The following is a 24,535-nucleotide window of genomic DNA, read 5'->3' as shown; positions in this document are numbered from 1 at the left end:
GAGTGTATACCGTGCAGGGTGATATGCACGGTGACAGCAATCATGAAGAATTTCCTTTAATGACCCTTTGTGAGGAGTGTGTGGAAAAATACCACATTGATTCTGAACAAAACTTAAAACCAGGTCCTTGCTGCGAACACTGCGGTTGAGATTAATGTTGTGACATGCAGTTTTTTAAAATCCTCTTTATTGCGGGCTAATAATATTTAGCAAGGCTAAACCGTTTTTGGTATTCCGGCGACGGTGTGGCTTTTTATATTTCTGCATACAAAGTAAGGCGAAAGAACAGATACCCGGAATAATTCGAATGATGGGAAAGCAGCGACGTGAATGCGAGAGCGTATTCACAAATAAACGGGCTTAACCGCTATAAATACCGCCTGAGGTGGCTTTTTACCGCAAATACGGAACCGCCGATGTATCTGAATTATGACGGGGATGGTTTTTCGCCATTTATCCGCAGAGGTGTTCACCAATGAACACCTCTGCGTACTCTCTGAATTATCCTTTTCGTGAGCGATATGCAAGAGTGAGGCAAAAGAAAAACAGGGGCTGTGTTATTCAGGTCCCTGCCTTCCTGTTTGCCATATAAGTGCTTTCCCTTAAGCAAATTATCAACTAATGAAGAGTGGACAATCATGGCTATTGATATGTTTATGAAGGTTGACGGTGTGACTGGCGAGTCTAAAGACTCCAACCACACTGGCTGGACAGATATTACCTCTTTTTCCTGGGGCGCAACCCAGCCGGGCAATATGGCCGTTGGCGGCGGCGGCGCGGGTAAAGTGAATTTCAATGACCTGCACGTTAATGCCCTGATCGACAAATCCGTTACTGCGCTGCTGAAAAACTGCGCCAGCGGTAAGCACCTTGCCAAAGTGGAAGTGTCCATCTGTAAAGCGGGCGGTACTCAGGTTGAGTACGCACGCATTACTCTGGAAGACGTTCTGGTGACGACCGTTAATTACAACGGCTCCGACAACGGCGACACTCTGGGTATGACCTACTCATTCCAGGCCTCCAAAGTGAAACAGCAGTACTGGGAGCAAAGCTCTTCCGGCGGTAAAGGCGCAGAAAGCAGTGCCGGCTGGAATATTAAAGAGAATAAAGAAGCGTAAGTCGCTTATTGAGCAACTCCTTTTTTCGGGGGTTGCTTTTATTAATTTATGAAAGTTTCTGTCTGAATAATTATTATTCCATGCAAGGGAATATCGATGAATATTTCTGGCTCTGTTGGTCACAATGGGAGAAATAACCCTGCTGATGCGAAAGTGGTACAAAAGCTACTTCAGAAAAATGGATTTCCCTACCTGAGTGATGATGGTGTTTTCGGCCCTAAAACATTTGAAGCAATTCAAGCCTACCAGGCAAAGTTTCTTAGTCAGCCAGATGGCGTGGTTGATGCAAATGGAAGAACGTTGAGGAAGTTGTTGGCGGGAAACTCACAAGGGTCCCCCTCTGGCCACCCTCAGGAAAACCGTCATTTGAATACCGGGCGCCTGACGGTCAGTTTCGGGCAGGTTACATTTGATGCTGAGGGGAATGATAATCCGCATAGTGCGTTCTTTAGCCGTCATCTACACTGGCCGAAAAGGGCTTCAGGTGTCACTATCGGTAGGGGATATGATATGGGCAATCGCTGCAAAGATACGGTATATCTGGATCTTACACGTGCGGGTGTTCCTGGCGACCAGGCCAGAGTCATGTCCGCCGGCAACCGCTTAGTTGGCGCTTCAGCAGAACGATTTGTCATTAATAGTAGGAATGAATGCGGGATTATTACTCGTGAAGCTCAGGCATCTTTATTTGAGTTCATATATCCTCAATATGTTTCCAGGGCCATGACGGTCTATCTGTCAAAAACGGCTAAGTTTCCTGAAAGAACCGCATGGGATTCACTTAAAAAACCGATAAGAGAAATTGGGTCGTGACGCATATTTATTGATAATGATGAAGAGTAAGATACCAACCGATGATCTTATTGTGCATTTCCTCTGACTTCGAAAAGCAAATTGTTCTGCGGGTCAGTCGTTTGATATGTGTGCGAAGATTAAGATTATGTCGTTCTGTCCGTTGGGTATATTTCTTGCTCACCACGTGGCCTGTTGCACTTAACCGAACTTTATAAACCGGCCAGGCATCTGTCATATAAAAGGCAATGTTAAATTTGCTTAACAGAGCCAGCAATCGTCGCAGGGTCGGGGCATTTCTCGGGCCGAAGACGTGGGCCAGAGCACGTTTGCGGATACGGTCATAAGCATAGAACAACCACCGGGGATTGCTTTTACACCGCACGTAAGACCATTGTTCACCGGCTTCACAGCAGATAACAACCTCCGTTTCGGGGTCGATATTCTCAGCTACCTGCGTTGGCGAAATTTTTTTAAGTGCCGCAGAACCGTATTGAGGCTGATACCGAGAACCCGTGCGGTATCGCGACATCTGTAACCATTCATGGCCATATTAACAATGGTCTGGTGTATGTCTGGTTTGGCACCGGAGTAGCTAAAGTTGAGCTGAAAGGTCTTTGAACAATGCTTGCAGATGTAACGTTGGGCACCGGATGCTGAATGTCCGTTACATCGTACAGCATGAATTTCATTGCACTGAGGGCAGACGACATCAACTTTAGCCATATGTTACATCCAAAGCGCAAAGCATACGTGATCAGCAAGTCTGCGTCACGACCAAAAAATGGGTGACTTTATCGCAGGTAAAAGGTTGAGCGCACATGACGATAACGTCTGTTTTATAGGGTGGTCAGAGAAAAAACAACGATCAAAATAATGATCCCTACCATTGGTTTTGACAACTGGGAAGCTGAAGTCTGCAATGCAACTAAGTCTGTCGGTATCATCTCAAATGATAGTGACGCGACGGTCAAAATTACCGTTATCTACGAGGCCACTTTACCCAATGCAACCGCTGATGAGCCCGTTATTTTCTCTGTAGATAGTTCGAAAAATGCTATTGCAATAGATAAAGTGTTAACCAGCAGAATGGGATCTTCCATGGCGAAAACCATCGCAGAATTAAAGCGACGTCTCGCCGAAATACATTAATTAAATGATTCTGGCAGTGAGTGAATTCATCTCTCCCTCTTACTGAGGAAAGTGGTTTCCCAGCTATTATAAAAAGTAACGCCTTATCAGAGCCTGTTACAGCAGGCTGTTTTATCTGCCCGTCTGTCCGGGCAGCAATCAACATTCTCATAAGGGCTGCAATTCTTGTGCGCTGCCCGTATTCAGACAACCAGCAACCTTCATGGATAGTGGGACAGAAACTGCACCCGCACTCCCTCGTTATCAGGAAAACGTTATGCGATTTACGATAATAGCGAACAAGCCCGGCCATCAGCCGCCGCAGAGCAGCTGTGATTTCCAGCCGCCAGGCGGCACCATCGGACGTGGCGTGGATAATAATCTGGTGCTGCCGGACGATGACCGTACCATCTCCCGTCTGCAGGCCATCGTGCATATCACGGCGGAGGGGGAATGCCGCATTACCAATCGTGGCAACGTGACGCTGGTACACCTGAATGATATTCCGCTGGAGCGTGGGCGGCAGGTTGATCTGCAGGAAGGCGATATTCTCAGCATTGATGAATACCGCCTGCAGGTTAGTGAGCTTGCTTCCTCGCTGACGCCAGCACCCCATCCGGCACCGGTGGCCCCGCCGCTGGTGTCTGCTCCCGCTGCCATTCCCAGTGAAATCTGGGACAGCCTGGCGGAGGAGTTCTCAATCAGCGACAGCCTCTCCAGCCGCCCGAAAGCACTACAGACCAGCGCCAATCCACTGACGGAAGGCACCGCGCCGGATCGCAATCCGGTTGACCCGCTGGCCCAGTTTGCCGTGAAACCGGATTCGCTCAATTTTGACCGCCGCCAGCAGCAGCCGGATACGCTGTTTAACAACGGCGAACTGTTTAACAGTGACAGTATCTTTGATGACAGTACGCCCAGCACGCTGATTACGCAGCCTGCGGCCAGAACGCCGTGGCCAGAGCCAAAAAAAGATGAACTGGACCCGCTGGCCCTGTTTGGTGGGGGCAGTGCGCCAGCGAAGATGAACAGTGACGATCCGCTCGGCCTGTTGGGCAGCGCCCTGCCGCTGACGCCGGTCGAGGTTCCCCCTGCCCGGTCCCGACCGCAGTCTGCCAGTGGTCAGCCATATGCCGTTGTACCTGCTGGTGAAACGTATGACAGCGATTTCAACCTGTTTGGTGAGCATAAAATGGCTAGGCAGTCAGATTCAGCGCTGGTGCAGTCGCCGCTATTTGATGAGCAGCCGATAGCCTCTCCGTTATTCGAAGAGCCGCTGGCGGTGTCAGGTCATGCTGCACCGATGCCAACGCCGGCGAGCGCACCTGTGATCCCACTGGCTGAGGAACTGCCCACGGCGCAGACTGGCTACGGTGGTATTACGTTGCCGACGCCACAGGCGGTGGTGCGCAGCACCACGCCGCCACCGAAAGGACGTCTGCGTATCGATCCGGTTGCCAATCCGGTAGTGCAGCAGGGTACGGCAGCCGCTTCCGGGGGCGACGCGCTCGACGGTGAACTGCTGGGCGCGCTCCTCGGTGGTATGGGTCTGAACGATCTGCAACCCACCCCGCGTTTCGATCGCGGCACCATGCGGGAGCTGGGGCAGATGTTCAGTATGTTCTCGCAGGGTACCGTGGCGCTGCTCTCCTCACGTTCGATTCTCAAGCGCGGCGTGAAGGCAGAGATGACGGTGATCCTTGACGAGGCCAACAACCCGTTCAAGTTGTTGCCTTCCGGAAAATCAGTGCTGATGCAGATGTTTGGCAGCCGGATGCCGGGCTTCATGCCGCCGCGGCAGTCGGTACGCGATGCGCTGGTGGATCTGCAGGCACACCAGCTGGGGATGATCGCCGGGATCCGCGCGATCATTGCCTCCATGCTGCAATCCTTCAACCCGCAGCAGCTGGAAGAGGAAGCCCGGCAGGAGGGCGTGATGTCCCGACTTGCGCTGCCCGGCAGCCGCAAGGCCGCACTGTGGGAACGCTTCACCAAACGCTACGGCGAAACGGCCGGTGAAATTGAAGATGACTTCCACACCCTGTTCGGCGATGCTTTCCTGCTCTGCACCGATGGCTTCTGGCATGGCCTGTCGCCGGATCATATGCAGCAGTCGCTGCATATGGTTAACACCCCGGATGAATGGTTGACGCTGATGCAGGAGGTGATTCGCAAGAACGACCTCCACTCGCAGGTGAGCCAGGACAATTACAGCGCCATCGCCGTCTGGGTGGGCGATCCGCAGGACACCACGCTGCTCCATTCCCTGTCGGAAGCGGCCCAGTTTTTCCCTCTTCGTGATTAACAGCCTTCAAGGACTTTTATGAAATATTGGCTATCAGGTGCGTTCTCCCTGCTTATTGCGTCCAGCGCCTGGGCGCAGGATTACCGCGTGGTGTCCTCTCCCTCGCTGAAACTGGACATCTGGATCGACAACATCAAAAACACGTCCCTGGCCAGCTGGTGTGAGTCGGAACTGCCTCTGCGCATTGTCACCAACGGCAATAAAAATCCGTCCATGCTGAAAAACTTTCTGCCGCGCGTGGGCAGCGTGCTGGAAAAACAGTGTAAAACGCTGAACGTTATCCACTGGCAGATGAACGACAGCAGCGGTACCAGCCTGGCGCACGGCAGCGCCAGCAAGGCGCAGGCGTGGGCGGTGAAAATCGACCCGTTAACGCCGCCTGCCGCCGCTCCAGTCAGCCAGCCAGCACTGACGCCGGCGGCCACGCCCGCCGCTGGAGGCAGTTCATCTGCACAGACGACGGCCGCTCCCGTATCCGCACCAGTTGTGGTGAAGGCGGAAGATCTCTCGCCGCCCGCGGATACCACGCCGTGGACCCAGTTCAGCCTGATGGACGGCTGCCATTTCCGTACCTGGCTGTATAACAGCGAGCAAACCAGCGCACTTTTTGTACCGGCAAAAGGCAGCACGTACTGTGGCAGCAACGGCTGGTTAAGCGGTGAAACGCGCTTAACTCAGATGGGTAAAGGTGCCAGCAGTAATGTCCCGGTGGTGTTCCTGGAAGGCTTTCCGGTTGCCGGACTGACCAGCAAAGCGACCGACGCGGATGTGCAAATCACCACTGTTAACAACGAACGTATGGTGCTGACCGACGAGAAGTCGCCACAAAGCTGGATGGTGTTGCCCTATGCGCCGCAGCTTAACGGCTGGCAGGCCGACGGCACGCTGGTCGTGCAAATAAGCCAGCAGGAAGCCAGCGACGAAAGCGCGCTTAAAGCCCGCCTGAATGAAGTGCGTAAGGTCTGGGTGCCGTATCTGCTTGAGAAAGACTCTCTGACTATCCGCCTGGTTGAAGCGCTGCACCCGGAACTGAAAGATCCGGCCGCCGGTTCATTCCGCACCCTTAACTAGTTTATCGACCGTAAAAGGAAAGCCTGTGTGTTCTCTTAACCAACTGATGTCCGGGGTCTCACTGGCGGAAACGCTGAACCGGGTGGAAAACGAGATCAAAAGCCGCACGGCCGATGCTGACCTGCGGGCCACCTTTGTGCAGCTTCTTTGTCTGGACGGAAACTGGGCGCGGGCGCTCACCCAGCTAAAGTCATGGGTGGCACTAAATCCGCAGGCAAAATCGACGGTCACCCTGCTGGAACAGGCGGTCCAGGGTGAGATCCAGCGCACTGGCGTGTTTGCCGCCGGGTCCCAGCCGCGTATGCCGGGCGAGGCGTTTAGCTGGGCGGGGTGCCTGCTTGCCGCGCTGGCAGCGGACGGGACGGGCGAGCATGAAAAAGCCGCCGCGTTGCGCGCTGTTGCCTTTGAGGCGGCGACGGTAAATCCGGGCCGGGTAAAACAGGAAAATACCGAACATGAACGGGCGGTGGCCTGGCTGATGGATGGCGATGGTCGCCTCGGCCCGCTCTGCGAACTTATCGTCAACGGGCATTACACTTGGCTGCCGTTTGCCGCTATCAGCGAGCTGCGCTTTCAGCCGCCTGCCAGCGTCACCGATCTGGTGTGGCGTCATACGCTGGTCCGGTTGATCGACGGCAGTGAGCAGGTGTGCCAGCTCCCCGTGCGCTACCCGTTCGATCCGGCGGCGGATGACCGCATTAAACTTGGCAGCGTCACCGAATGGACACCGCTGGATGCCGCGGGCGAGCAGTTTATCGGCCACGGACAGAAAACCTGGCTGAGTGATGAAAACGATTTCCCGCTGCTGGGCCTTGATGTGCTGACCTTTGTGGAAGCCGACGATGAGTAACGATTTTGATTCCTCGCAGCAGGGCGGCGGTCTGCTACGCGGCGGCTTTCGCCACCGTAATAAACAGGATGCGCTGAACGCCCGCGACAAGATGCAGCCCTCGCTGCTGGACCGGCTGACTGATAACGCCCCGGATAAGCAGCAGGAGTCGGTCAACAGTACAGTGATTTCACACAGCGCGCTGCGTCGCAACGTGCTGCGTGATTTGCAGTGGCTGTTTAACAGCATTAACAACGAAGCACAGCAGGACCTGGCCCCTTTTCCGCAGGTGCAGCGTTCTGCGTACAATTTCGGCGTCGCGCCGCTGGCCGGACAACGCATGTCGGATATCGAATGGCATGATATTCAGCGCAAGCTGACCAACTCGATTCTGCACTTTGAACCACGCATCCTGCCCAGCGGATTGCAGGTACGCTGTGTGTCGGACACCAGTTCACTGAATCTGCATAACGTTCTGTCGATTGAAATCAAGGGACGGCTGTGGTGCGTGCCTTATCCGCTGGAGTTCATGTTCCGCACCGAGCTGGACCTGGAAAACGGCCATTTTGAGCTGAAAGATGTAGGGTAACCATGGACAGCAAACTGCTCGATTATTACAACCGCGAACTGGCTTACCTGCGTGAAATGGGGGCGGAGTTTGCCGCCCGCTACCCAAAAGTCGCCGGACGCCTGGGAATGCGCGGTATTGATGTCGCCGATCCTTATGTCGAGCGGCTAATGGAGGGCTTTGCTTTCCTGACCTCCCGCGTCCAGCTGAAAATGGATGCGGAGTTCCCGCGTTTCTCCCAGCGCCTGCTGGAGATGATTGCGCCAAATTACCTTGCGCCCACGCCGTCGCTGGCCATTGCCGAACTTCACCCTGACAGTAAAAAAGGCGATATTACCGGCGGCTTTCTGGTGCCGCGCGGCACCATGATGGACAGCCAGACCCTGAAGAAAAGTGGCGTGACCTGTAGCTACACCACTGCGCACGACGTCATGCTGCAGCCGCTGCGTATCAGCCACGTTGAGCTGGGCGGCGTTCCTGCGGATATTCCCCTCGGTCCGCTGGGCCTTAGCCAGCGCGGCGCGGTCAGCGCACTGCGTATCCGCCTGGAGTGCTTCAATGACGTGGTGCTCAACCACCTCAGTCTTGATCAACTGATCTTTTTTCTTAGCGACCCGGATATTCAGGCTCAGAAATTACTGGAGCTAATAATGCAGCACACGGTCGGTAGTTTCTGTCAGACCGTGGAGGCGCAGCCGCAGCGCAGGGTGCTGCATGATGATGCGGTGAAGCAGGAAGGCTTTGCTGCGGATCAGGCCATGCTGCCGGACGACCTGCGTAACTTTGACGGCTATCGTCTGTTACAGGAATACTTCGCTTTTCCGGCACGTTTCCAGTTTATCAGCATCAGCCAGCCTGGCGGCCTGGTCGCCTCCTGTAAGCCGGGGGTAAACGCTTTTGAAATCGTGCTGCTGCTGGACAAAGCCGATGCGTCGCTGGAGCGGGTGATCGATAAAAGCCATCTGGCGCTGCACTGCACGCCAGTGACTAACCTGTTTCCCAAGACCGCCGAGCGGCAAAAAATAAGTGACAGTGTGCATGAATACCATCTGGTGGTGGATAACATTCGCCCGCTGGATTACGAAATTTTCTCCGTACAGAAACTCTATGCCAGCGGCGGAAAAGGACAGGGCGAACAGGTTTTTCGTCCGTTCTGGAGCACCTTCAGCGGGGATGAGGGCGACTACGGTGCCTATTTCTCGCTGCGCCGCGAGCAGCGCACCCTGTCAGAGCATGCACAGCGCTTTGGTACGCGCACTGGCTATATCGGTTCCGAAGTGTTTCTGTCGCTGGTGGATGAGCGCCATTCGCCGTGGCACAACGATCTGCGTCACCTGACGGCTGAGGTGATGTGTACCAGCCGCGATTTACCGCTGCTGCTGCTGCAACAGGACCAGGGCAACTTTATGATGCAGGACTCTATCCCGGTGGCTCAGTTGACGCTGCGCAAAGGACCGACGCCGCCCTGCACCGCTCTGGCCGAAGGGCTGACCGCCTGGCGGCTGGTCAGCCATCTGCAAATGAACTACCTCAGTCTGATGGACGGCGACGACGGCCAGGGCGCTTCAGCGCTGCGCCAGCTGCTGGGGCTGTATGCCAACCTGGCTGATGCCCCGGTGGCGCGACAGATAGACGGCATCCGTCACTGTCAGCTCAGGCCAGTCTGTCGTCGTGTGCCGGAACCGGGGCCGATTGTCTTTGCCCGCGGCATCGGTATTGAGCTGAACGTCGATGAGGAGGCGTTCTCCGGTGCCAGCCCGTGGTTGTTAGGCAGCGTGCTGGAGCGGGTGTTCTCCCGTCTGGTGGCGATGAACACCTTCACCGAGATGACCCTGACCAGTCAGCAGCGCGGTGAGGTGGGATACTGGCCTGCACGGATGGGGAAAAGGGCGCTGATATGAGTGAAGAAACAGCACAAAGCCTGACCATTCGCGCCGTCACGCGCCTGCCGGACGGGTTCTGGGGGGGCGTGACCGACACGCCCTGGCGTTACGATCTGTTCCAGCTGCTGCGGCGTCTGGATGCGCAGGGGGGTGAATGCTATCCGCTGGGGCGTGCGCCGCTGCCGCGCCATGAACCGTTGCGTATCGGGCAGGAACCCTCGCTGGTTTTTGCGCCCTCGACGCTGGCGCACGCCGCCGCGCGAGAAAACAGCCCGCTGCATGAGATAACCATCCGCAGTTTTGGCCTGTTTGGTCCCAATGGCCCGCTGCCGACACACCTGACCGAATACGCCCGCGAGCGGGTTTACCATCATCAGGACCACAGCCTGACCGCCTTTGCCGACCTGTTTCATCACCGCCTGACGCTGCTGTTCTATCGCGCCTGGGCCGATGCCCAGCCGACTGTCTCGCTGGATCGGGAAGATAATCATCATTTTGAACGTTATCTGGCCAGCCTGATCGGCATGGGCCAGCCCGGCCAGCTGGAAAAGGGCAGCCTCGGCACCCACGCGCGCTACGCGGTGGCGGGCCACCTGACCCGTAACGGCCGCGATGCGGAAGGTTTGCGGAAGATCCTCAGTCATTACTTCCGGGTGCCGGTAGCACTGGAAGAAAATGTGCCGCACTGGCAGCCCATTGACGCGCGCGAACGGGCCAGGCTGGGTGCCGGGCGACGCATGCCGCGGCTCGGCGAGTCTGCGTTTCTGGGGGTGGCGGTGCGCGACGTGCAGCATAAATTTCGCATCAGGCTGGGACCGCTGTCGCTGGAAAATTACAGTCGTTTTCTGCCCGACCAGCGCTGGGCGGTCGAGCTGTGCGACTGGGTTCGTCAGTATCTCGGCATTGAGTTTGTCTGGGACATATGCCTGACCCTGGCGGCGCACGAGGTCTGCGGCGTCACCCTCGGTGGCCCTGCCCGGCTGGGCTACAGCAGCTGGCTCGGCGCTCCGGCTACGGCGCGTCCCAGGAGCGATTTGATCTTCAGCACAGAACCTGCGGCGCGTTAAGTGATATAGTTCGTTACTTTTTTTATAAACATAACAAGGAGATGTCATGTTTAACAGTGTGCGCAGCAACGAGAATTTGAACAAAGCCGCAAAGCAACTTTATGAAATTGGCCATGCCACCGCTTTCCAATACCTGCCTTCAGCCGGGGCGCGTATGGCTTTCTTACAGGAGATAAGCACCCTGGTTAACGGTGTGACCCGCGAAGTCAGCATCAACTGTATGTCTCTTAACGGCGCGGTTGAAACCCTTAACGAAGAGGCCGCGCACCTGCGCCAGCAGCAGTTTCAGCTAATGACTGGCAGAATGGTACAATATGCGGCGATAAAAAAGGAGCGCATTGGCAGAGCGGTAAATTTGTTGGTGAAACAAGTGGGATTTATTGGCGGTGGCACACAAGTTTTTGCCGGGTTCGGCGTTTGCGCTGCTTCAGTAGGGATGGCCTGTGCGACTTTCGGGACGCCTTTGATTGCTCAAGGTGCAAATAACTTTTATGAGAATGGCTACTATCTTCTTTTCAGAAAGGAAAAGGCAGGCTATCTGCGTGAAGGTTACCGAAGCGTTGCCAGACATCTCGGCTACAGCGATAAAGATGCTGATTTAGCTTATGCTACGGTGGATTTATCCCTTTCAATATATGGCATGAGCAGACTGGTTCTCAAACCGGATACCTTTCGCTTATTCAGGCACATTAACACGGATAATATCCGTGGGTGGCGAGATATGGGGAGAGTGTCACTGGGACTGGAGGGAATGGCTGATGGCATAACGCTTTACAGTATTCATCAATTAAGTAGGGAGAACGAATAGTGTACGAGGACCTTACTCTCTCTCAAAGTCAATCCGTGATTCTGATTGCTTATTATTGTTTTTCTCTCATTTTATTTATTACTTTTTATATTCTCAAATATAAAAAAATAGTGGTGAAAAAAGTAAGTAAGATTGTTTTATTTTTTTCAATCTGTCCTTTCATTATTTTTCAGTACATTGTGTTCAGATATGGAATAGATTGGGTCTCTGATTTATTGGGGGTTATATCTGACGATAGTATTTTTCTGCGAGTCAGCGCATTATTTTTTACCGCATCATATTTGTTCTTTCTACCTGTCAGAAACTTTGAAAACGTGCAGGAAAAATAATATTTTTATTTGACCAAACCCAGTGGGCATTTGTATCTGCCCGCTGGGGTCATTCCTCTTTTATCAACAGCATCACTACCACTGAGAAAAACCATGTCAGAGATCAGCCGTGCCGTGTTGTTCGGCAAACTGGATACGCTGTTATTTACCTCGCTGGAAAGTGCCACCGCCTTTTGTAAGCTGCGTGGTAACCCTTATGTTGAGCTGGTGCACTGGCTACATCAGCTGATGCAGCATCAGGACGGCGACTTACAGCAGCTTATCCGCCATTTTTCACTGGATGAAACGGCACTGACGCGGGACATTACCGCCGCGCTGGATCGCCTGCCGCGCGGGGCCAGTGCGGTATCCGATTTGTCAGAACATATCGACAGCGCGGTGGAACGTGCCTGGGTTTATGGCTCGCTGAAGTTCGGCGTCCAGCAAATTCGGGGCGGGCATTTACTGGCAGGCATGTTGAAAACCTTTAACCTGGCGAACCTGCTGAAAGGGATCTCCGCCCAGTTCAGCCGTATCAATACCGATACGCTGCTTGAACAGTTTGACAGCGTGTTGGCTAACAGCAAAGAGGCGCAACAGGTCACCTCTGCCCCCGCGGACTCCGGCGCGTCCGTACCCCAGCAGAAAGGCACGCTGGCGCAGTATGCGCAGGACCTGACCGCCCGTGCGCGTGAAGGAAAAATTGACCCGGTGGCCGGGCGCGATGAAGAAATCCGCCAGATGGTGGATATTCTGATGCGTCGTCGCCAGAACAATCCGCTGCTCACCGGCGAGGCGGGCGTAGGCAAAACCGCGGTGGTGGAAGGGCTGGCGCTGCGGCTGGCCGCAGGCGACGTGCCTGCGCCGCTTCAGGAGGTCCAGCTGTGGCTGCTGGATATCGGCATGCTACAGGCGGGCGCAGGCATGAAAGGGGAATTTGAGGCGCGTCTTCAGGCGCTGATCAATGAAGTACAGTCCAGCCCGACGCCGATTATTCTGTTTATTGATGAAATCCACACGCTGGTGGGGGTGGGGGGCCAGCAGGGTACTGGCGACGCCGCCAACCTGCTGAAACCTGCGCTGGCGCGTGGCCAGCTACGCACCATTGGCGCCACCACCTGGGCGGAATACAAAAAATACATTGAGAAAGATCCGGCGTTGACCCGTCGCTTCCAGACCGTACAGGTGGCGGAGCCGAATGAAGAAAAAGCGCTGCTGATGCTGCGCAGTACCGTCAGGCCTCTGGAAACACATCATCGCGTACTGCTGCTGGATGAGGCAGTGGCCGCTGCGGTTAAGCTGTCATATCGCTATATTCCCGCGCGTCAGCTACCGGACAAGGCCGTGGCGTTGCTTGATACCGCCTGCGCCCGCGTGGCGGTCAGCCAGAGTGCACAGCCGCCGCAGTTGGAAGACTGCCAGCACCGCATTCACGCGCTGGAAATCGAAAAAGAGATTGCCGGGCGCGAAGCAAAAGTGGCGACTGGCGATCCTGCCCGCGTGGCGAAAATCGACCAGCAGTTGGCGGAACTGGCCACGCTGCATGAGGAACTGAGCGCCCGCTGGCAGGCCGAGCGCGGTCTGGTGGATGAGATCATCGCCTTGCGCGGGCAGCTGCATGACGACGACGTTGCCGATGTTTCCGCGATTCATCAGACCCTTGCTGACCGCCAGCAGACGCTGAAAACCTTGCAGGGAGAAGCGCCGCTGCTGTTCACCGCAGTGGACGCCAATGTGGTGGCGGCGGTAGTGTCGGACTGGACCGGTATCCCGTTGGGCCGCATGGTGAAAAACGAGATCGACGCGGTGCTGAAGCTGGCCGACACCCTGAACGAGAGGGTAATGGGTCAGCGCCACGGGCTGGATCTGATTGCCAAACGCGTGCGCACTTCCCGCGCACGCCTTGACGACCCGAATAAGCCGGTCGGTGTGTTTATGCTGTGCGGCCCTTCCGGCGTGGGTAAAACTGAAACCGCGCTGGCGCTGGCGGAAACCCTTTACGGCGGTGAACAGAATATCATCACCATTAATATGAGCGAATTCCAGGAAGCGCACACCGTTTCCACGCTGAAGGGCGCGCCTCCCGGCTATGTCGGCTATGGTGAAGGGGGCGTACTGACCGAAGCGGTGCGCCGCCGTCCTTACAGCGTGGTGCTGCTCGATGAAATCGAAAAGGCGCACCCGGACGTACACGAAATCTTTTTCCAGGTGTTTGATAAAGGCTGGATGGAAGACGGCGAAGGGCGGCATATCGATTTCCGTAACACGCTGATTATTCTTACTTCCAACGTCGGTACGCAGCTTATCAGCGCCATGTGTGCTGACCCGGAACTGATCCCGGAGCCGGATGCGCTGGCAGGCGCACTGCGTGCGCCGCTGCTGGAGGTCTTCCCACCGGCCCTGCTGGGTCGTTTGCTGGTGGTGCCTTATTATCCGTTGAGCGACGAGATGCTGGCCAGCATCGTGCGCCTGCAGCTGAAACGTATTCAGGTTCGCCTGGCACAAAACCACGGTATTGTTTCCGAGGTGGACGACAGTGTGATTGCCCAAATCGTTCAGCGCTGCACCGAGGTTGAATCCGGTGGCCGTATGGTTGATGCCATCCTGACCAATACCCTGCTGCCGCAGATGAGCCAGATGTTGCTCAGTGCCAGCGCGCGCGATGAACAGTATCGCCGCCTGCGCGTCACCCTGCATCAGGGTGAATTCCAGTGCCAGTTTGAGGCGTGAAGCCCTTAACTATCAGAGAGTTGTCCATTATGTCAGAACACGATACCCCGCGGACCATCCCCAACGCCTTGCCAGTGGGTTACCGCTTTAATGAATTTGAAATCAAGGAAGTGATTGGCGGCGGCGGCTTCGGCATTGTTTATCGTGCCTGGGATTACCAGCTTGAGCGCACTATTGCCATTAAAGAATTTATGCCTGCCTCGCTGGCGGTGCGTAGCGAAGACCTGACCCTGGTACTGCGCAGTGAACGCTTTAGCAAAACTTTCCATGCGGGGCTGAACAGCTTTATTCAGGAAGCGCGGTTGCTGGCCCGCTTTAACCATCCTAACCTGCTGCACGTATTGCGCTTTTGGGTGCAGAACGACACGGCCTATATGGGTACGGCGTTCTATACGGGAACCACGCTGTCACAGCTGCACATCCGTCGCCCGGAGATGGTCAGTGAAGCCTGGATTCGCTGCCTGCTGCCGTCGCTGTTCGGTGCCATCAACACTATCCACCAGGAAGGTTATCTGCACCGGGATATATCGCTGGATAACATTCAGATTCAGGAAAACGGTATGCCAGTGCTGCTGGACTTTGGCTCTGCCCGTAAGGCAATTAGCAACCTGTCTGATGAAACCGAAACCATGCTCAAACCGGGCTTTGCCCCGATTGAGCAGTACAGCGATGACAACGAGAGCGAGCAGGGTACCTGGACCGATATTTATGCGTTGGGCGCGGTGCTACACACGCTGATTGTCGGGTCACCTCCGCCGGTGAGCGTGGTGCGCAGTATTGAGGATAACTATCAGCCGCTGGTTAAGCTGCGTCCGCAGGGCTACTCGTTACCGCTGCTGCATGCCATTGACCAGGCGCTGCAGCTGCAACCAGAAAACCGTCCGCAGACCGTTGAGCGGCTGGCGGCGCTGATGGAGCTGTCAGTCACCGATGTTAAAGCGATCCACGAAGTGAACGTCAGCGAACCGGGAACCATACTGGTCCCGGTGGGGTCGGAACCAGCCGATACTACCGCCAAAGCGCAGGCGAAACCGCTTAAACGTTTTCTGGTACCTGGGCTGATTGCTTCCGGAATTCTGGTCGGCATCGGCGTCGGGGCGTTGATCGGCGGGGGTGGCAGAGACAGCACGAAACAAAGCGCCGCGACGGCACCGGCGGAGACTGCCGCACCGCAGGCGGACGCCTCGCCAGCGCCGCCTGCACCCATTGCGCAGGTGTATATCCGCCTGCTGCCTGGCGATCGGGTAGAGATGAATGGCAGCGCACAGGCGCTGGTCCCGGCGCCTAATGGTTTTGCCATGCTGCAGCTGCCGGCGGGGAATTACCGCTTCAGCATCAGTAACGGCGGCCATATCCGTGACCAGAGTCTTACCGTTAATCGCCAAGGTGTCTGGCTGCTTAACCCGCAGGGGTAATGCCAATACGACTGGCGAACACGCCTTTATGTCCAGGTCCTGTGCAGAGGACTAAGCGGCTGCTGGCTGCGTGTGAGCCAGTGAAAGCGGGAGGGGGCTTATGCTGAGGGTGGCGGGCTATATGCGTCTTTGCCTTTAACGCTTACCACCGCGGCGGAATTGCCAGACAAACGGCACCTTCCACACAGGGGAATACTGACTCACCTGAGTCCTGACGACTGTGCTGTCGGCAAAGTTTTAACCTGCGTTTACATCGGTCTTTATGTTTCTTTGCTGGCCTGCCGTCCATTCACCTTGCAGGCCTGCGTTTTTACTGTTTTAAAATAATCGCTGTTCACATCCGGCAGGCAAAATCCTGCCGTTCAAGCCAGTCTGGGAAAATAATATGTTCGATCGTATCACCGCACACCTGCCCATGGAGGGCCTGCTGTTCTGGAAACTGAGCGGCCGCGAGGCGCTGCCTGCCTTGAGTTGACCGTACAGCTTCTGGGAACGGACGCGCGCATTGACCGCAAATCGCTGTTGGGGCAGTCGATCAGCCTGTCGATCCCGATGCAGGGTCTGCTGTCGGGCGGGGTGCGCTGGCTGAACGGCAAAATCACCCGGGTGGGAGTGCACAGCCAGGAGCTTAACGGCACGCGCTACGCGGTGTACAGCGTGGTGATGGAGCCCGACCTGTGGCCGCTGAAGCGCGACCGCAACCTACGCATTTTCCAGAGCCAGACGGTGGTGCAGATAGTAAAAACGCTGCTGGGCGAGTACGGGGTGAACGTAGAGGACAGGCTGACGGGCAGCTACCGTGTGTGGGAATACTGTGTGCAGTACCAGGAGAGCAGCTTTGCGTTTATCAGCAGGCTAATGGAGCTGGAGGGAATTTACTACTTCTTCGGTCACGAACAGGATAAACACACGCTGGTGCTGGCGGACAGCACGCAGCAGCACCAGCCGTACGCGGGTTATGAAAACATTCCGTACCACGTAACGCCGTCGGGCGGTAGCACCAGCGAGGAGGGTATCAGCCTGTGGGAGCTGCACGACCAGGTGACGCCGGGGATTTACAGCACGGACGACTACGACTTCCGCAAGCCGAACGCGTGGATGCTGCAGGCGAGGCAGAACCCGGTGTCGCCGTCGCCGGGTCAGATAGACGTGTACGACTGGCCGGGACACTTTGTGGAGCACGACCACGGTGAGTTTTACGCGAAAATCCGCCAGGAGGTGTGGCAGGTTGAGCACCAGCAAATCAGCGGGGTGGGCACGGCGGTGGGGCTGGCACCGGGCTACACGTTTATGCTGTCAAACGCGCCGTTCTTCAGCGACAACGGTGAGTACCTGACGACGGAGGCGTACTACGAGTTTGAAGAGAACAGCTACGCGACGGGAAGCGATGGCGGCACGACGCACAGCATCCGCTTTACGGTGATACCGTCGGAAGTGACGTACCGTGCGGAGCCGCTGACGGCGTGGCCGCGGACACACGGGCCGCAGACGGCGAAGGTGGTGGGGCCGAAGGGTGAGTCAATCTGGACGGACAAATACGGTCGGATCAAGGTGAAATTTCACTGGGACCGTCTGGCGAAGGGAGACGACACGAGTTCGTGCTGGGTGCGTGTGTCGAGTGCGTGGGCGGGTCAGGGGTATGGTGGCGTACAGATCCCGCGGGTGGGTGACGAGGTGGTGATAGACTTTATCAACGGTGACCCGGACCGTCCGATAGTGACGGGGCGCGTGTACAACGAGGCCAGCATGCCGCCGTGGGCGCTGCCGGCCGCAGCGACGCAGATGGGCTTTCTGAGCCGGACCAAGGACGGTTCAGCGGAGACCGCCAACGCGCTGCGTTTTGAGGACAAGGCGGGGGAAGAACAGCTGTGGATCCAGGCGCAGAAGAACATGGATACCCACGTCAAAAACGACGAGATCCACGCGGTGGGTGGCAACCGCACCATCGCCGTACAGAAATCTTACAGCAGCACGGTCAGCGGCAGTTACGACCAGAAAACGCAATGGTCGCGCAGCGAACTGGTCGGGGGTGATTATCTGATGCAAACCCAGGGGGGCATCGTGCAGGCTTCCGCCCAGGGGATAAGCCTGATTGCTGGCGACAGCGTGCTGACCCTTCTGCAAAACGGCACCGTTTCCCTGCAGTGCAAAAATTTTGAAATTAACGCTACCGCCCAGGGGCAAATTAACACGGGCGGCACCCTGGATCTGAATATCAACACCCCTGCGACGCCAGTGGCGGCAAAACCCACGCCGGGCGACATTACCAGCGCGGTTAGCGCGGCCTTTAAGGACGGAGGAAGCAGCACATGAACACGGTGAATTACGTTTTATCCGAAGGCACGCTGTCCCTGCCGGAAGCGGTTCAGGACCAGAGTGTCACTCTGTTGCGCCTGCCCGCTGCCCGCTGCCCGCTGCCCGCGCCACGCTGGTGGTGACACGCGCCTGGGACGTCAGCGCCGGAGAGGAAGAAGCGTATCTGCAACAGCAGCTGGCCAAAGTAAAACGCGATATGAAAAAGTTTGTCGCAGAACCGCCAGAGGAGAGTCGCTTTGGCGGCCTGCCCGCGCGGGAAGTGGCGATGCGCTTTGAAAATCAGGGCGTGCTGGTGGTACAAAAGCTGTTGGTGGTGATGACCGGGACGCATTTGCTGGCGCTGGCTTTCAGCCGGGCAGCCAGCTTTGACGATGCGTCGCTGGCCGCCTGGCAGCAGATCAAGGACGGCTTCGTGCCTGCCGTCCGCCCGGAGGCCTGAACCATGACGTCGCTAACCGCCGCGCGCGAACTCGACCCGCTGGTTCACAGCTCGCCGCTGGCTGATTTTGTCAGCGGGGCCGTTGAGGGTGCGATATACGGCGCTATTTTACTGGGTGCCGGCATGATCTCCAGCACCGGCGTTGGCCTGGCCGTGGGCATTGCGCTTACGGTGGGGGCGATGGCCTCTGGCATTCCCGAAAAGCTTGGCAACAAGGCGGGTGAGGCCGTGGACGGGCTGCTCGATATTCTGGGCATGCGCGGGCCACCGGATGCCATCATTACCAGCGGCTCTGACAACGTGCATATTATGGGCAAACGCGCGGCGGGCACCGTTGACAGCCACTGGCTCAATTCGCCCGCGGCGGAAAATGAGCCGAGCCTGTTGGACACCGCGCTGGCAATGGCGGCGGGTATCGCCAGCGCGGTCAGCCATCCCGGCGCCACGGCCAGTGCGCTGCTGGATAAAGTCAGCCATATCGATGGCGATTCGGTAAAACACTTTTTCACCAACCTGTATGACGACTTGGTACAGCCGACGGTTGCCAGCGCCAGCCCACACGCGGCACCCGCTGACAAGGACACCATCAAGTGTAGTAAAGGACACATGACGGAGAACGCCAATTTCCTGGCGGAAGGCTCGAAAAAGGTGCTGATCAACGGCCATCCTGCGGCGCGCAACGGCGATCGCAGCACCTGTGAAGCAAAAATCCAGGTGGCGGAAAATCCTCGCGTCAATATTGGCGGGGACAGCATCGTGGTGCGCGACATCCGCAGTGGAAAAAACGCGCTGGCCTACTTTGTGGGTGGGCTGGTTGGCGGCCTGTTGGGGGGCGGTGCGGCGAAAGAGGGAATGAAACTGCTCGAACAGTTGTTCTCGCGAGTGGCCTCGCGTCGGGCGCTGAAGCAGATTGCCTGTAGCCTGGGGGCGACCGTGGGCAGCGAAGCGGCGGGCGGTGTTGTGGCGGCGGCGGTGCAGAGCGCCATGCCGGTGCACTACGCCACTGGTGCCAAATTCCTTGTCGGCGAGGACGATCTCGATTTCGTGCTGGAAGATCGCATCCCGCTCTTCTGGCAGCGCGTTTATCACAGCCGTAACCTGACCAGCGGCATGCTTGGCACCGGCTGGATGCTGCCGTTCGAAACGCGGTTGATCCGCATCCGCGGTGCAAAAGGCACCACGCAGTTTTTGTGGCGCGACCTGAGTGGCCAGGCGCTGGGGCTGGGGGAGATCGCACCGGGCGACGTGGTGCGCTTCGATGAAGAAGGATTCACGCTGTACTGCACCCTGCAAGGGGTGATGATTATGCAGACCGCCGGGGGAGAGTTTCATCTCTACGAGGCGGACCCGATGCGCGAGGGTGAATGGCGCATTGCGCGCATTTACGATCATCACGAGAACTGCCAGCATTTTGGCTGGAACGATGCCGGTCAGCTGGAGAGCATAGCCGGTGACAATGAAGCGCTTTCGGTACGGTTGAGCTATGAGCCGCAGCACGGGCGGCTGGCGGCGGTACATCAGGTTGTCGGCGGTGCATTGCAGCTGCTGGCACGCTACGACTACAGCCCACAGGGCCAGCTGACCGCCGTCTTTGACGCCGACGGGATTGAAACCCGCCGCTTCAGCTGGGATCGCGCCAGTGACATGATGGCTTCTCACGGCTATGCGGGCGGCCTGAGCGTGGTTTATGACTGGCAGCCCTCGCGTGATGCCTCGCACTGGCGGGTGACGGCGTATCGGGTGCTCGATGAGAAAGGAGATTGCCTTGAAAACTGGGTAATCGACGCTGATGAAAGCGCACGCAGCGCGACGGTAACTTGCCTTTCCGGCGGCAGTTCACAACACCACTGGGATGCGCTGGGCCGTCCCACCGCCTGGACCGATATGTATGGTGCAAGTTGGTCATGGCGCTGGGCGGAGCACGCCGACCTGCTGATGGAAACCCGTGCGCCTGGCGACAGGATCTGGCAGTACGGCTATGACGAGCGCGGGCGGCTGGCTGTGGTACGCGATCCGGCGGGGCAAACCACGCTGACCACCTGGCATGCGTCCTATGCCTTTCCGCTGAAGGAGGTGCTGGCGGACGGTGCGGTGTGGGAATACCGCTACAACGCCGCCGGGGACGTGGTGGCGGTTATCGATCCGCAGGGCGGCACCACAGGCTTCACCTGGAATGAGCAGGGCGATCTGCTGACCCGCACCGATGCGCTGGAAAACACCCACCGCTTCTGGTGGAATGAGCGCGGACAAATCCGCCGTGAGGAAGATTGCGCCGGGTATCAAAGCCAGCGGCAGTATGACGATGCGGGCCGTCCGTCCACCTCGACCGACGCAGAGGGCAACACCACGCGCTGGCAGTGGAGCGCAGCGGGACGTTTGAGCACGGTTATCCGCGCGGATGGGCGCGAAACGCGCTATGACTACGATCCGGCGGGGCGACCGTGCGGTGAAAACGTTGACGGTTTTTCCGAGCGCAAAGTGACGCGCAACGCGCGCGGGCAGGTGACCAGCGAGACCGATCCCGCCGGGCAGATCACGCACTATCAGTACGATCGTGCGGGGCGTATGACGCAGATTATCAATCCCAATGGCGATCGCTGGGGCTTTGAGTGGGACAGTGGTCAGCGGCTGCTGGCACAGACCGACTGGGCCGGGCGGCGCAGATGCTTCCGCCATGACGCGATGGGCCGGACGGTGGAAATGGTGCAGCACCCGCTGGCGGCGGATGACGCGCCTGCCCCGCTGGTTACGCACTATGAATACGACGTGCTGGACCGCATGGCGGCAAAAATCACTGCGCGGCATCGCACGGAGTATCACTGGCTTAAGGACGGCGCGGAGATCCGTCGACTGTCGCTGGCTGAAGGTGACGACGCCGCGCCAGACATCCTGCGTTTTACCCGTGATGTCATGGGCAACCTTATTAGCGAGGAAAACGATGGTGGAGTACTGTCACACCGCTATGACGCGCTGGGTAACCTGAGCGCCAGCGTCATGCCGGACGGGCGCGAGCTGACTTTTTTGCGCTACGGCACCGGGCACCTGATGCAAATTAACCTGCGTCAGGGGAGTACCCTGCGTGAGATCGCTGGCTTTCAGCGCGACCGTCTGCACCGTGAAGTGGGCCGCACCCAGGGTATCCTGAACCAGCAGACGCGCTACGACGCGGCGGGACGCGTGGTGTCGCGCAGCAGCGGTGCGGCGCAGCGCCGGGGTATCGTTTTTGAACGTCGTTACAGCTGGGACCGTCTGGACCAGGTGATGCAGGAGAGCGTACGCGACCTGAATGGCCGTCAGGACGTGATCCCGCCCCGGCAGCGGTTTGGCTATGACGCCACCGGGCAGATAACGCGGGAAGTTCGCGGCGCGAATGAGGAACACTTCAGCTGGGACGGGGCAGGCAACCGCACCGACGGGCCGGGGCAAAGGGTGTGGCAGAACCTGCTGCACCGCCTGAACGGCAGCCGCTGGCGCTATGACGGCTTTGGCCGGGTGGCGTGGCGCAGGGCGGGGAAGGCGTCGCCGGAGCAGTGGTTCAGCTATGACGATGAGCAGCGTGTGTCGTCGGTGCGTCTGGTTGGGCACAGCGACTGTGCGGAGGTAAAATACCGCTACGACGCGCTGGGACGGCGGACGCATAAAATTCTGCACCGGCACGGTGGCGGAACGGAGACGGTGCGCTTTCTGTGGAGCGGGCTGCAGATGGTGAGTGAAAGCAGCAGCGCGGTGCCGGAACGCGACACGCAGTATCTGTACGGCGAGGGAGGCTGGGAGCCGCTGGCGCGTATCGACACGGTGGGCGGGGCCTCAACGGCGTACTGGTATCACACGGAGCTGAACGGCCTGCCGCAGCAGATGACGGACGACCAGGGCGAGGTGGTATGGCAGGGTCGCTTTTCAACGTGGGGGGAAAGTGAGAGTGAAACCACGGGGTCCGCGACGGGCCTGCGTGCGGTGCGGCAGAACCTGCGTTTTCAGGGGCAGTACCTCGACAGTGAAACGGGGCTGCACTATAATCTGTTCCGCTATTATGATCCGACCTGCGGGCGCTATACGCAGCCGGACCCGATAGGGCTGGCGGGGGGGCTGAACGGGTATGCTTACGTACCGAATCCACTTAGTTGGATCGATCCGTTAGGTCTTAAATGCGGTGAGGTTAAGGAATTTGATATTGTGCCTTACCGCCCAAGTAATTCTCCTTTAGAAAACCATCACGGCGTACTTGATATTTGGATGTCAAAAAATGTTCCTTCATATGGTGGTAAATATCCTACTAATTCTCCAACTATTGCTTTATCTGCGGATAATCATGCAGCAACAAAAGCTACATATCGTGATTGGTTAAAACAAAAGACAGGTAAACCAGTTGGTGGGAAGGTTGATTGGTCTACTGTTAGTAATAGGGAAATGAAGAATCTTTCAGAAAAAATGTTTGATGCAGCTAACGTTCCTGCTGCAAGTCGTGATGCCTATTATCGAGCGGTAAACCAATATTTATATAATGGTTCTTTTGAATCTGTTATTTTTTGAGGTGGATAATATGAAGGAAATAGACTTATTACTTGACTTGTTTAATAAAGATAGCCGATGTGAAGTAATACCCCCGAATGGGAGTTTACCTACATTACCTGCCAGTACATTGAAATATCCTGATGATATTGTTTATTTTTACAGAAAATGTAATGGCGTAAGATTGTTTTGTGATGGTCATGCCATGATTTCATTTCGTATTTTATCAAAGGATGAAATATTGCAATCAAATCAAATTATTGTAGGCGAATCATGTGATGATGATATATCTTCCTCGTGGTATTTTATTGGAAAAACAGATAATAATGATTATTTGTCTATAGATCTATCTCTTGAGAGAAATGGACGTTGTTATGATAGTAATTATGAAATTCATGGAGTTGCTGGCAGTTGTCCAATCATAGCCCTTAGTTTCACGGAATTATTAACTGAACTATATAATTCAGGCGGTAATGATATTTACTGGAAGAATAAAGATCACGGTGATGCTTACGATTAATTAGATATTTAAGTCGGGTTAGAAAATGATCTCTACCCGGCCTTTATTATTTAACCCTCGTTAAGCACACTAAACATTCCGTCCTTAATCCCCTTCACCACCTGCTGCGCCTGATAAAGTTGTTCCCGTGCTTCCTGCAACTCGTTGCTGTGTTCCCGCACAGCAACGCCGTGTTAAATCAGGATCAGCCTAATAACTGTTTTGAATCGGTATATAAGGTCTTAATACCTAAGGGAACAACTATATATGAAGGTCCAGTGGGTTATCAGGGAGGCGCTTATCTTGGTGGTCAGAATGTTACTCAAATATTCGTTGAACAGCCTTGGCAACTGAAAGGTGTTGGTATAATGGATAGTTGGCCGTTAAGGTGATGATATGTACAATAAAACATTGTCGAAAAATCTACTGGATAAACTCGAGGAATTAAAAGTCATCCTTATTAGAGAGAAAGAAGATAACTGGATTCGTGGCATTGACTCTATAATAGAAAAACTTGAATGGTCAATGAATAATAAATGCAATAATCCGGATTATTTTTTTTACAGTTCTTGTGATACATGGAAGATGATGGATAAGGGAAATGGTTCTTTCTCTGATTATTATATATGGAGGGATGATTTTGATGAAAGGTTCCAGTTAAACAAGATATATCAGGAGATAAAGGATGAAATATGGGATATTGTAAATAATAATTAACTTTAAGCCGGAAGCGATCTCCACGATCCT

The 24,535-nt window shown here is 56.0% G+C and carries 16 protein-coding genes and 2 pseudogenes; 17 read left to right on the top strand and 1 reads right to left on the bottom strand.

All coding sequences use genetic code 11. The features are described from left to right. Positions 1–638 precede the first annotated feature (638 nt). On the top strand, positions 639–1,118 hold the full coding sequence (locus LU633_RS20350) for an Hcp family type VI secretion system effector (protein ID WP_016191073.1): 480 nt from the start codon (positions 639–641) through the stop codon (positions 1,116–1,118). A gap of 96 nt (positions 1,119–1,214) precedes the next feature. After that, positions 1,215–1,931: a peptidoglycan-binding protein gene (locus tag LU633_RS20345; RefSeq protein WP_016191074.1), complete on the top strand. Its 717-nt coding sequence runs from the start codon at positions 1,215–1,217 to the stop codon at positions 1,929–1,931. A 7-nt stretch (positions 1,932–1,938) separates the two neighbouring features. Here the strand turns inward: LU633_RS20345 and LU633_RS20340 are convergent. After that, a protein-coding gene (locus LU633_RS20340) for an IS1 family transposase (RefSeq protein ID WP_152664202.1) occupies positions 1,939–2,636 on the bottom strand; the annotation gives its coding sequence in 2 pieces (ribosomal slippage) (positions 1,939–2,375 and positions 2,375–2,636; 699 coding nt in all). Between the two features lie 150 nt (positions 2,637–2,786). Here LU633_RS20340 and LU633_RS20335 point away from each other — a divergent pair. From LU633_RS20335 to LU633_RS20265, 15 genes and pseudogenes are all read left to right on the top strand, one after another. Continuing rightward, complete coding sequence (locus LU633_RS20335; RefSeq protein ID WP_016191076.1) at positions 2,787–3,062, top strand: hypothetical protein; 276 nt, start codon at positions 2,787–2,789, stop codon at positions 3,060–3,062. A 256-nt stretch (positions 3,063–3,318) separates the two neighbouring features. Beyond that, positions 3,319–5,346, top strand: a complete 2,028-nt coding sequence (tagH, locus tag LU633_RS20330; protein ID WP_016191077.1) for a type VI secretion system-associated FHA domain protein TagH — start codon at positions 3,319–3,321, stop codon at positions 5,344–5,346. 18 nt (positions 5,347–5,364) lie between these two features. Beyond that, entirely contained in the window at positions 5,365–6,417 is a 1,053-nt protein-coding gene (locus tag LU633_RS20325) for a hypothetical protein (RefSeq protein WP_016191078.1), read from the top strand. Between the two features lie 25 nt (positions 6,418–6,442). Continuing rightward, complete coding sequence (locus LU633_RS20320) at positions 6,443–7,267, top strand: type VI secretion system accessory protein TagJ (protein ID WP_016191079.1); 825 nt, start codon at positions 6,443–6,445, stop codon at positions 7,265–7,267. Next, a complete protein-coding gene (gene tssE / locus LU633_RS20315; RefSeq protein WP_016191080.1) occupies positions 7,260–7,835 on the top strand; it encodes a type VI secretion system baseplate subunit TssE in 576 nt (191 codons plus the stop codon). The genes LU633_RS20320 and tssE overlap by 8 nt, the downstream gene beginning before the upstream one ends. 2 nt (positions 7,836–7,837) lie before the next feature. Beyond that, on the top strand, positions 7,838–9,715 hold the full coding sequence (tssF, locus tag LU633_RS20310; RefSeq protein WP_016191081.1) for a type VI secretion system baseplate subunit TssF: 1,878 nt from the start codon (positions 7,838–7,840) through the stop codon (positions 9,713–9,715). Beyond that, positions 9,712–10,764, top strand: coding sequence for a type VI secretion system baseplate subunit TssG (tssG, locus tag LU633_RS20305; RefSeq protein ID WP_016191082.1), 1,053 nt, complete (start codon positions 9,712–9,714; stop codon positions 10,762–10,764). The genes tssF and tssG overlap by 4 nt, the downstream gene beginning before the upstream one ends. 46 nt (positions 10,765–10,810) lie before the next feature. Beyond that, entirely contained in the window at positions 10,811–11,572 is a 762-nt protein-coding gene (locus tag LU633_RS20300; protein ID WP_016191083.1) for a DUF4225 domain-containing protein, read from the top strand. 422 nt (positions 11,573–11,994) lie between these two features. Beyond that, entirely contained in the window at positions 11,995–14,610 is a 2,616-nt protein-coding gene (gene tssH, locus LU633_RS20295) for a type VI secretion system ATPase TssH (protein WP_016191085.1), read from the top strand. A gap of 29 nt (positions 14,611–14,639) precedes the next feature. Next, positions 14,640–16,025, top strand: a complete 1,386-nt coding sequence (locus LU633_RS20290; RefSeq protein WP_016191086.1) for a serine/threonine protein kinase — start codon at positions 14,640–14,642, stop codon at positions 16,023–16,025. A gap of 385 nt (positions 16,026–16,410) precedes the next feature. After that, positions 16,411–18,338, top strand: a pseudogene (locus LU633_RS20285) (type VI secretion system Vgr family protein). Then, positions 18,335–18,780 (top strand): annotated as a pseudogene (locus tag LU633_RS20280) (DcrB-related protein). Before LU633_RS20285 ends, LU633_RS20280 begins: the two co-directional pseudogenes overlap by 4 nt. A 3-nt stretch (positions 18,781–18,783) precedes the next feature. Then, positions 18,784–23,310, top strand: a complete 4,527-nt coding sequence (locus LU633_RS20275; protein WP_051124375.1) for an RHS repeat-associated core domain-containing protein — start codon at positions 18,784–18,786, stop codon at positions 23,308–23,310. Between the two features lie 10 nt (positions 23,311–23,320). Next, a complete protein-coding gene (locus tag LU633_RS20270) occupies positions 23,321–23,809 on the top strand; it encodes an SMI1/KNR4 family protein (protein ID WP_016191092.1) in 489 nt (162 codons plus the stop codon). Positions 23,810–24,184: 375 nt separating this feature from the next. Further along, a complete protein-coding gene (locus tag LU633_RS20265; RefSeq protein WP_016191094.1) occupies positions 24,185–24,505 on the top strand; it encodes a hypothetical protein in 321 nt (106 codons plus the stop codon). Positions 24,506–24,535: the final 30 nt, after the last annotated feature.

The sequence above is a fragment of the Erwinia tracheiphila genome (assembly GCF_021365465.1).
GTDB lineage: Bacteria > Pseudomonadota > Gammaproteobacteria > Enterobacterales > Enterobacteriaceae > Erwinia > Erwinia tracheiphila.
The sequence above is the reverse complement of the archived record's forward strand: the minus strand, read 5'-3'. Positions and strand labels throughout refer to the sequence as shown.

What these genes read in the sequence shown, in the direction of transcription:
- LU633_RS20270 (WP_016191092.1), top strand. Translation starts at nt 23,321, where the DNA reads ATGAAGGAAATAGACTTATTACTTGACTTGTTTAATAAAGATAGCCGA.
- tssH (WP_016191085.1), top strand. Translation starts at nt 11,995, where the DNA reads ATGTCAGAGATCAGCCGTGCCGTGTTGTTCGGCAAACTGGATACGCTG.
- LU633_RS20325 (WP_016191078.1), top strand. Translation starts at nt 5,365, where the DNA reads ATGAAATATTGGCTATCAGGTGCGTTCTCCCTGCTTATTGCGTCCAGC.
- tagH (WP_016191077.1), top strand. Translation starts at nt 3,319, where the DNA reads ATGCGATTTACGATAATAGCGAACAAGCCCGGCCATCAGCCGCCGCAG.
- tssE (WP_016191080.1), top strand. Translation starts at nt 7,260, where the DNA reads ATGAGTAACGATTTTGATTCCTCGCAGCAGGGCGGCGGTCTGCTACGC.
- LU633_RS20265 (WP_016191094.1), top strand. Translation starts at nt 24,185, where the DNA reads ATGTACAATAAAACATTGTCGAAAAATCTACTGGATAAACTCGAGGAA.
- LU633_RS20300 (WP_016191083.1), top strand. Translation starts at nt 10,811, where the DNA reads ATGTTTAACAGTGTGCGCAGCAACGAGAATTTGAACAAAGCCGCAAAG.
- LU633_RS20275 (WP_051124375.1), top strand. Translation starts at nt 18,784, where the DNA reads ATGACGTCGCTAACCGCCGCGCGCGAACTCGACCCGCTGGTTCACAGC.
- LU633_RS20350 (WP_016191073.1), top strand. Translation starts at nt 639, where the DNA reads ATGGCTATTGATATGTTTATGAAGGTTGACGGTGTGACTGGCGAGTCT.
- tssF (WP_016191081.1), top strand. Translation starts at nt 7,838, where the DNA reads ATGGACAGCAAACTGCTCGATTATTACAACCGCGAACTGGCTTACCTG.
- LU633_RS20290 (WP_016191086.1), top strand. Translation starts at nt 14,640, where the DNA reads ATGTCAGAACACGATACCCCGCGGACCATCCCCAACGCCTTGCCAGTG.
- LU633_RS20345 (WP_016191074.1), top strand. Translation starts at nt 1,215, where the DNA reads ATGAATATTTCTGGCTCTGTTGGTCACAATGGGAGAAATAACCCTGCT.
- tssG (WP_016191082.1), top strand. Translation starts at nt 9,712, where the DNA reads ATGAGTGAAGAAACAGCACAAAGCCTGACCATTCGCGCCGTCACGCGC.
- LU633_RS20335 (WP_016191076.1), top strand. Translation starts at nt 2,787, where the DNA reads ATGATCCCTACCATTGGTTTTGACAACTGGGAAGCTGAAGTCTGCAAT.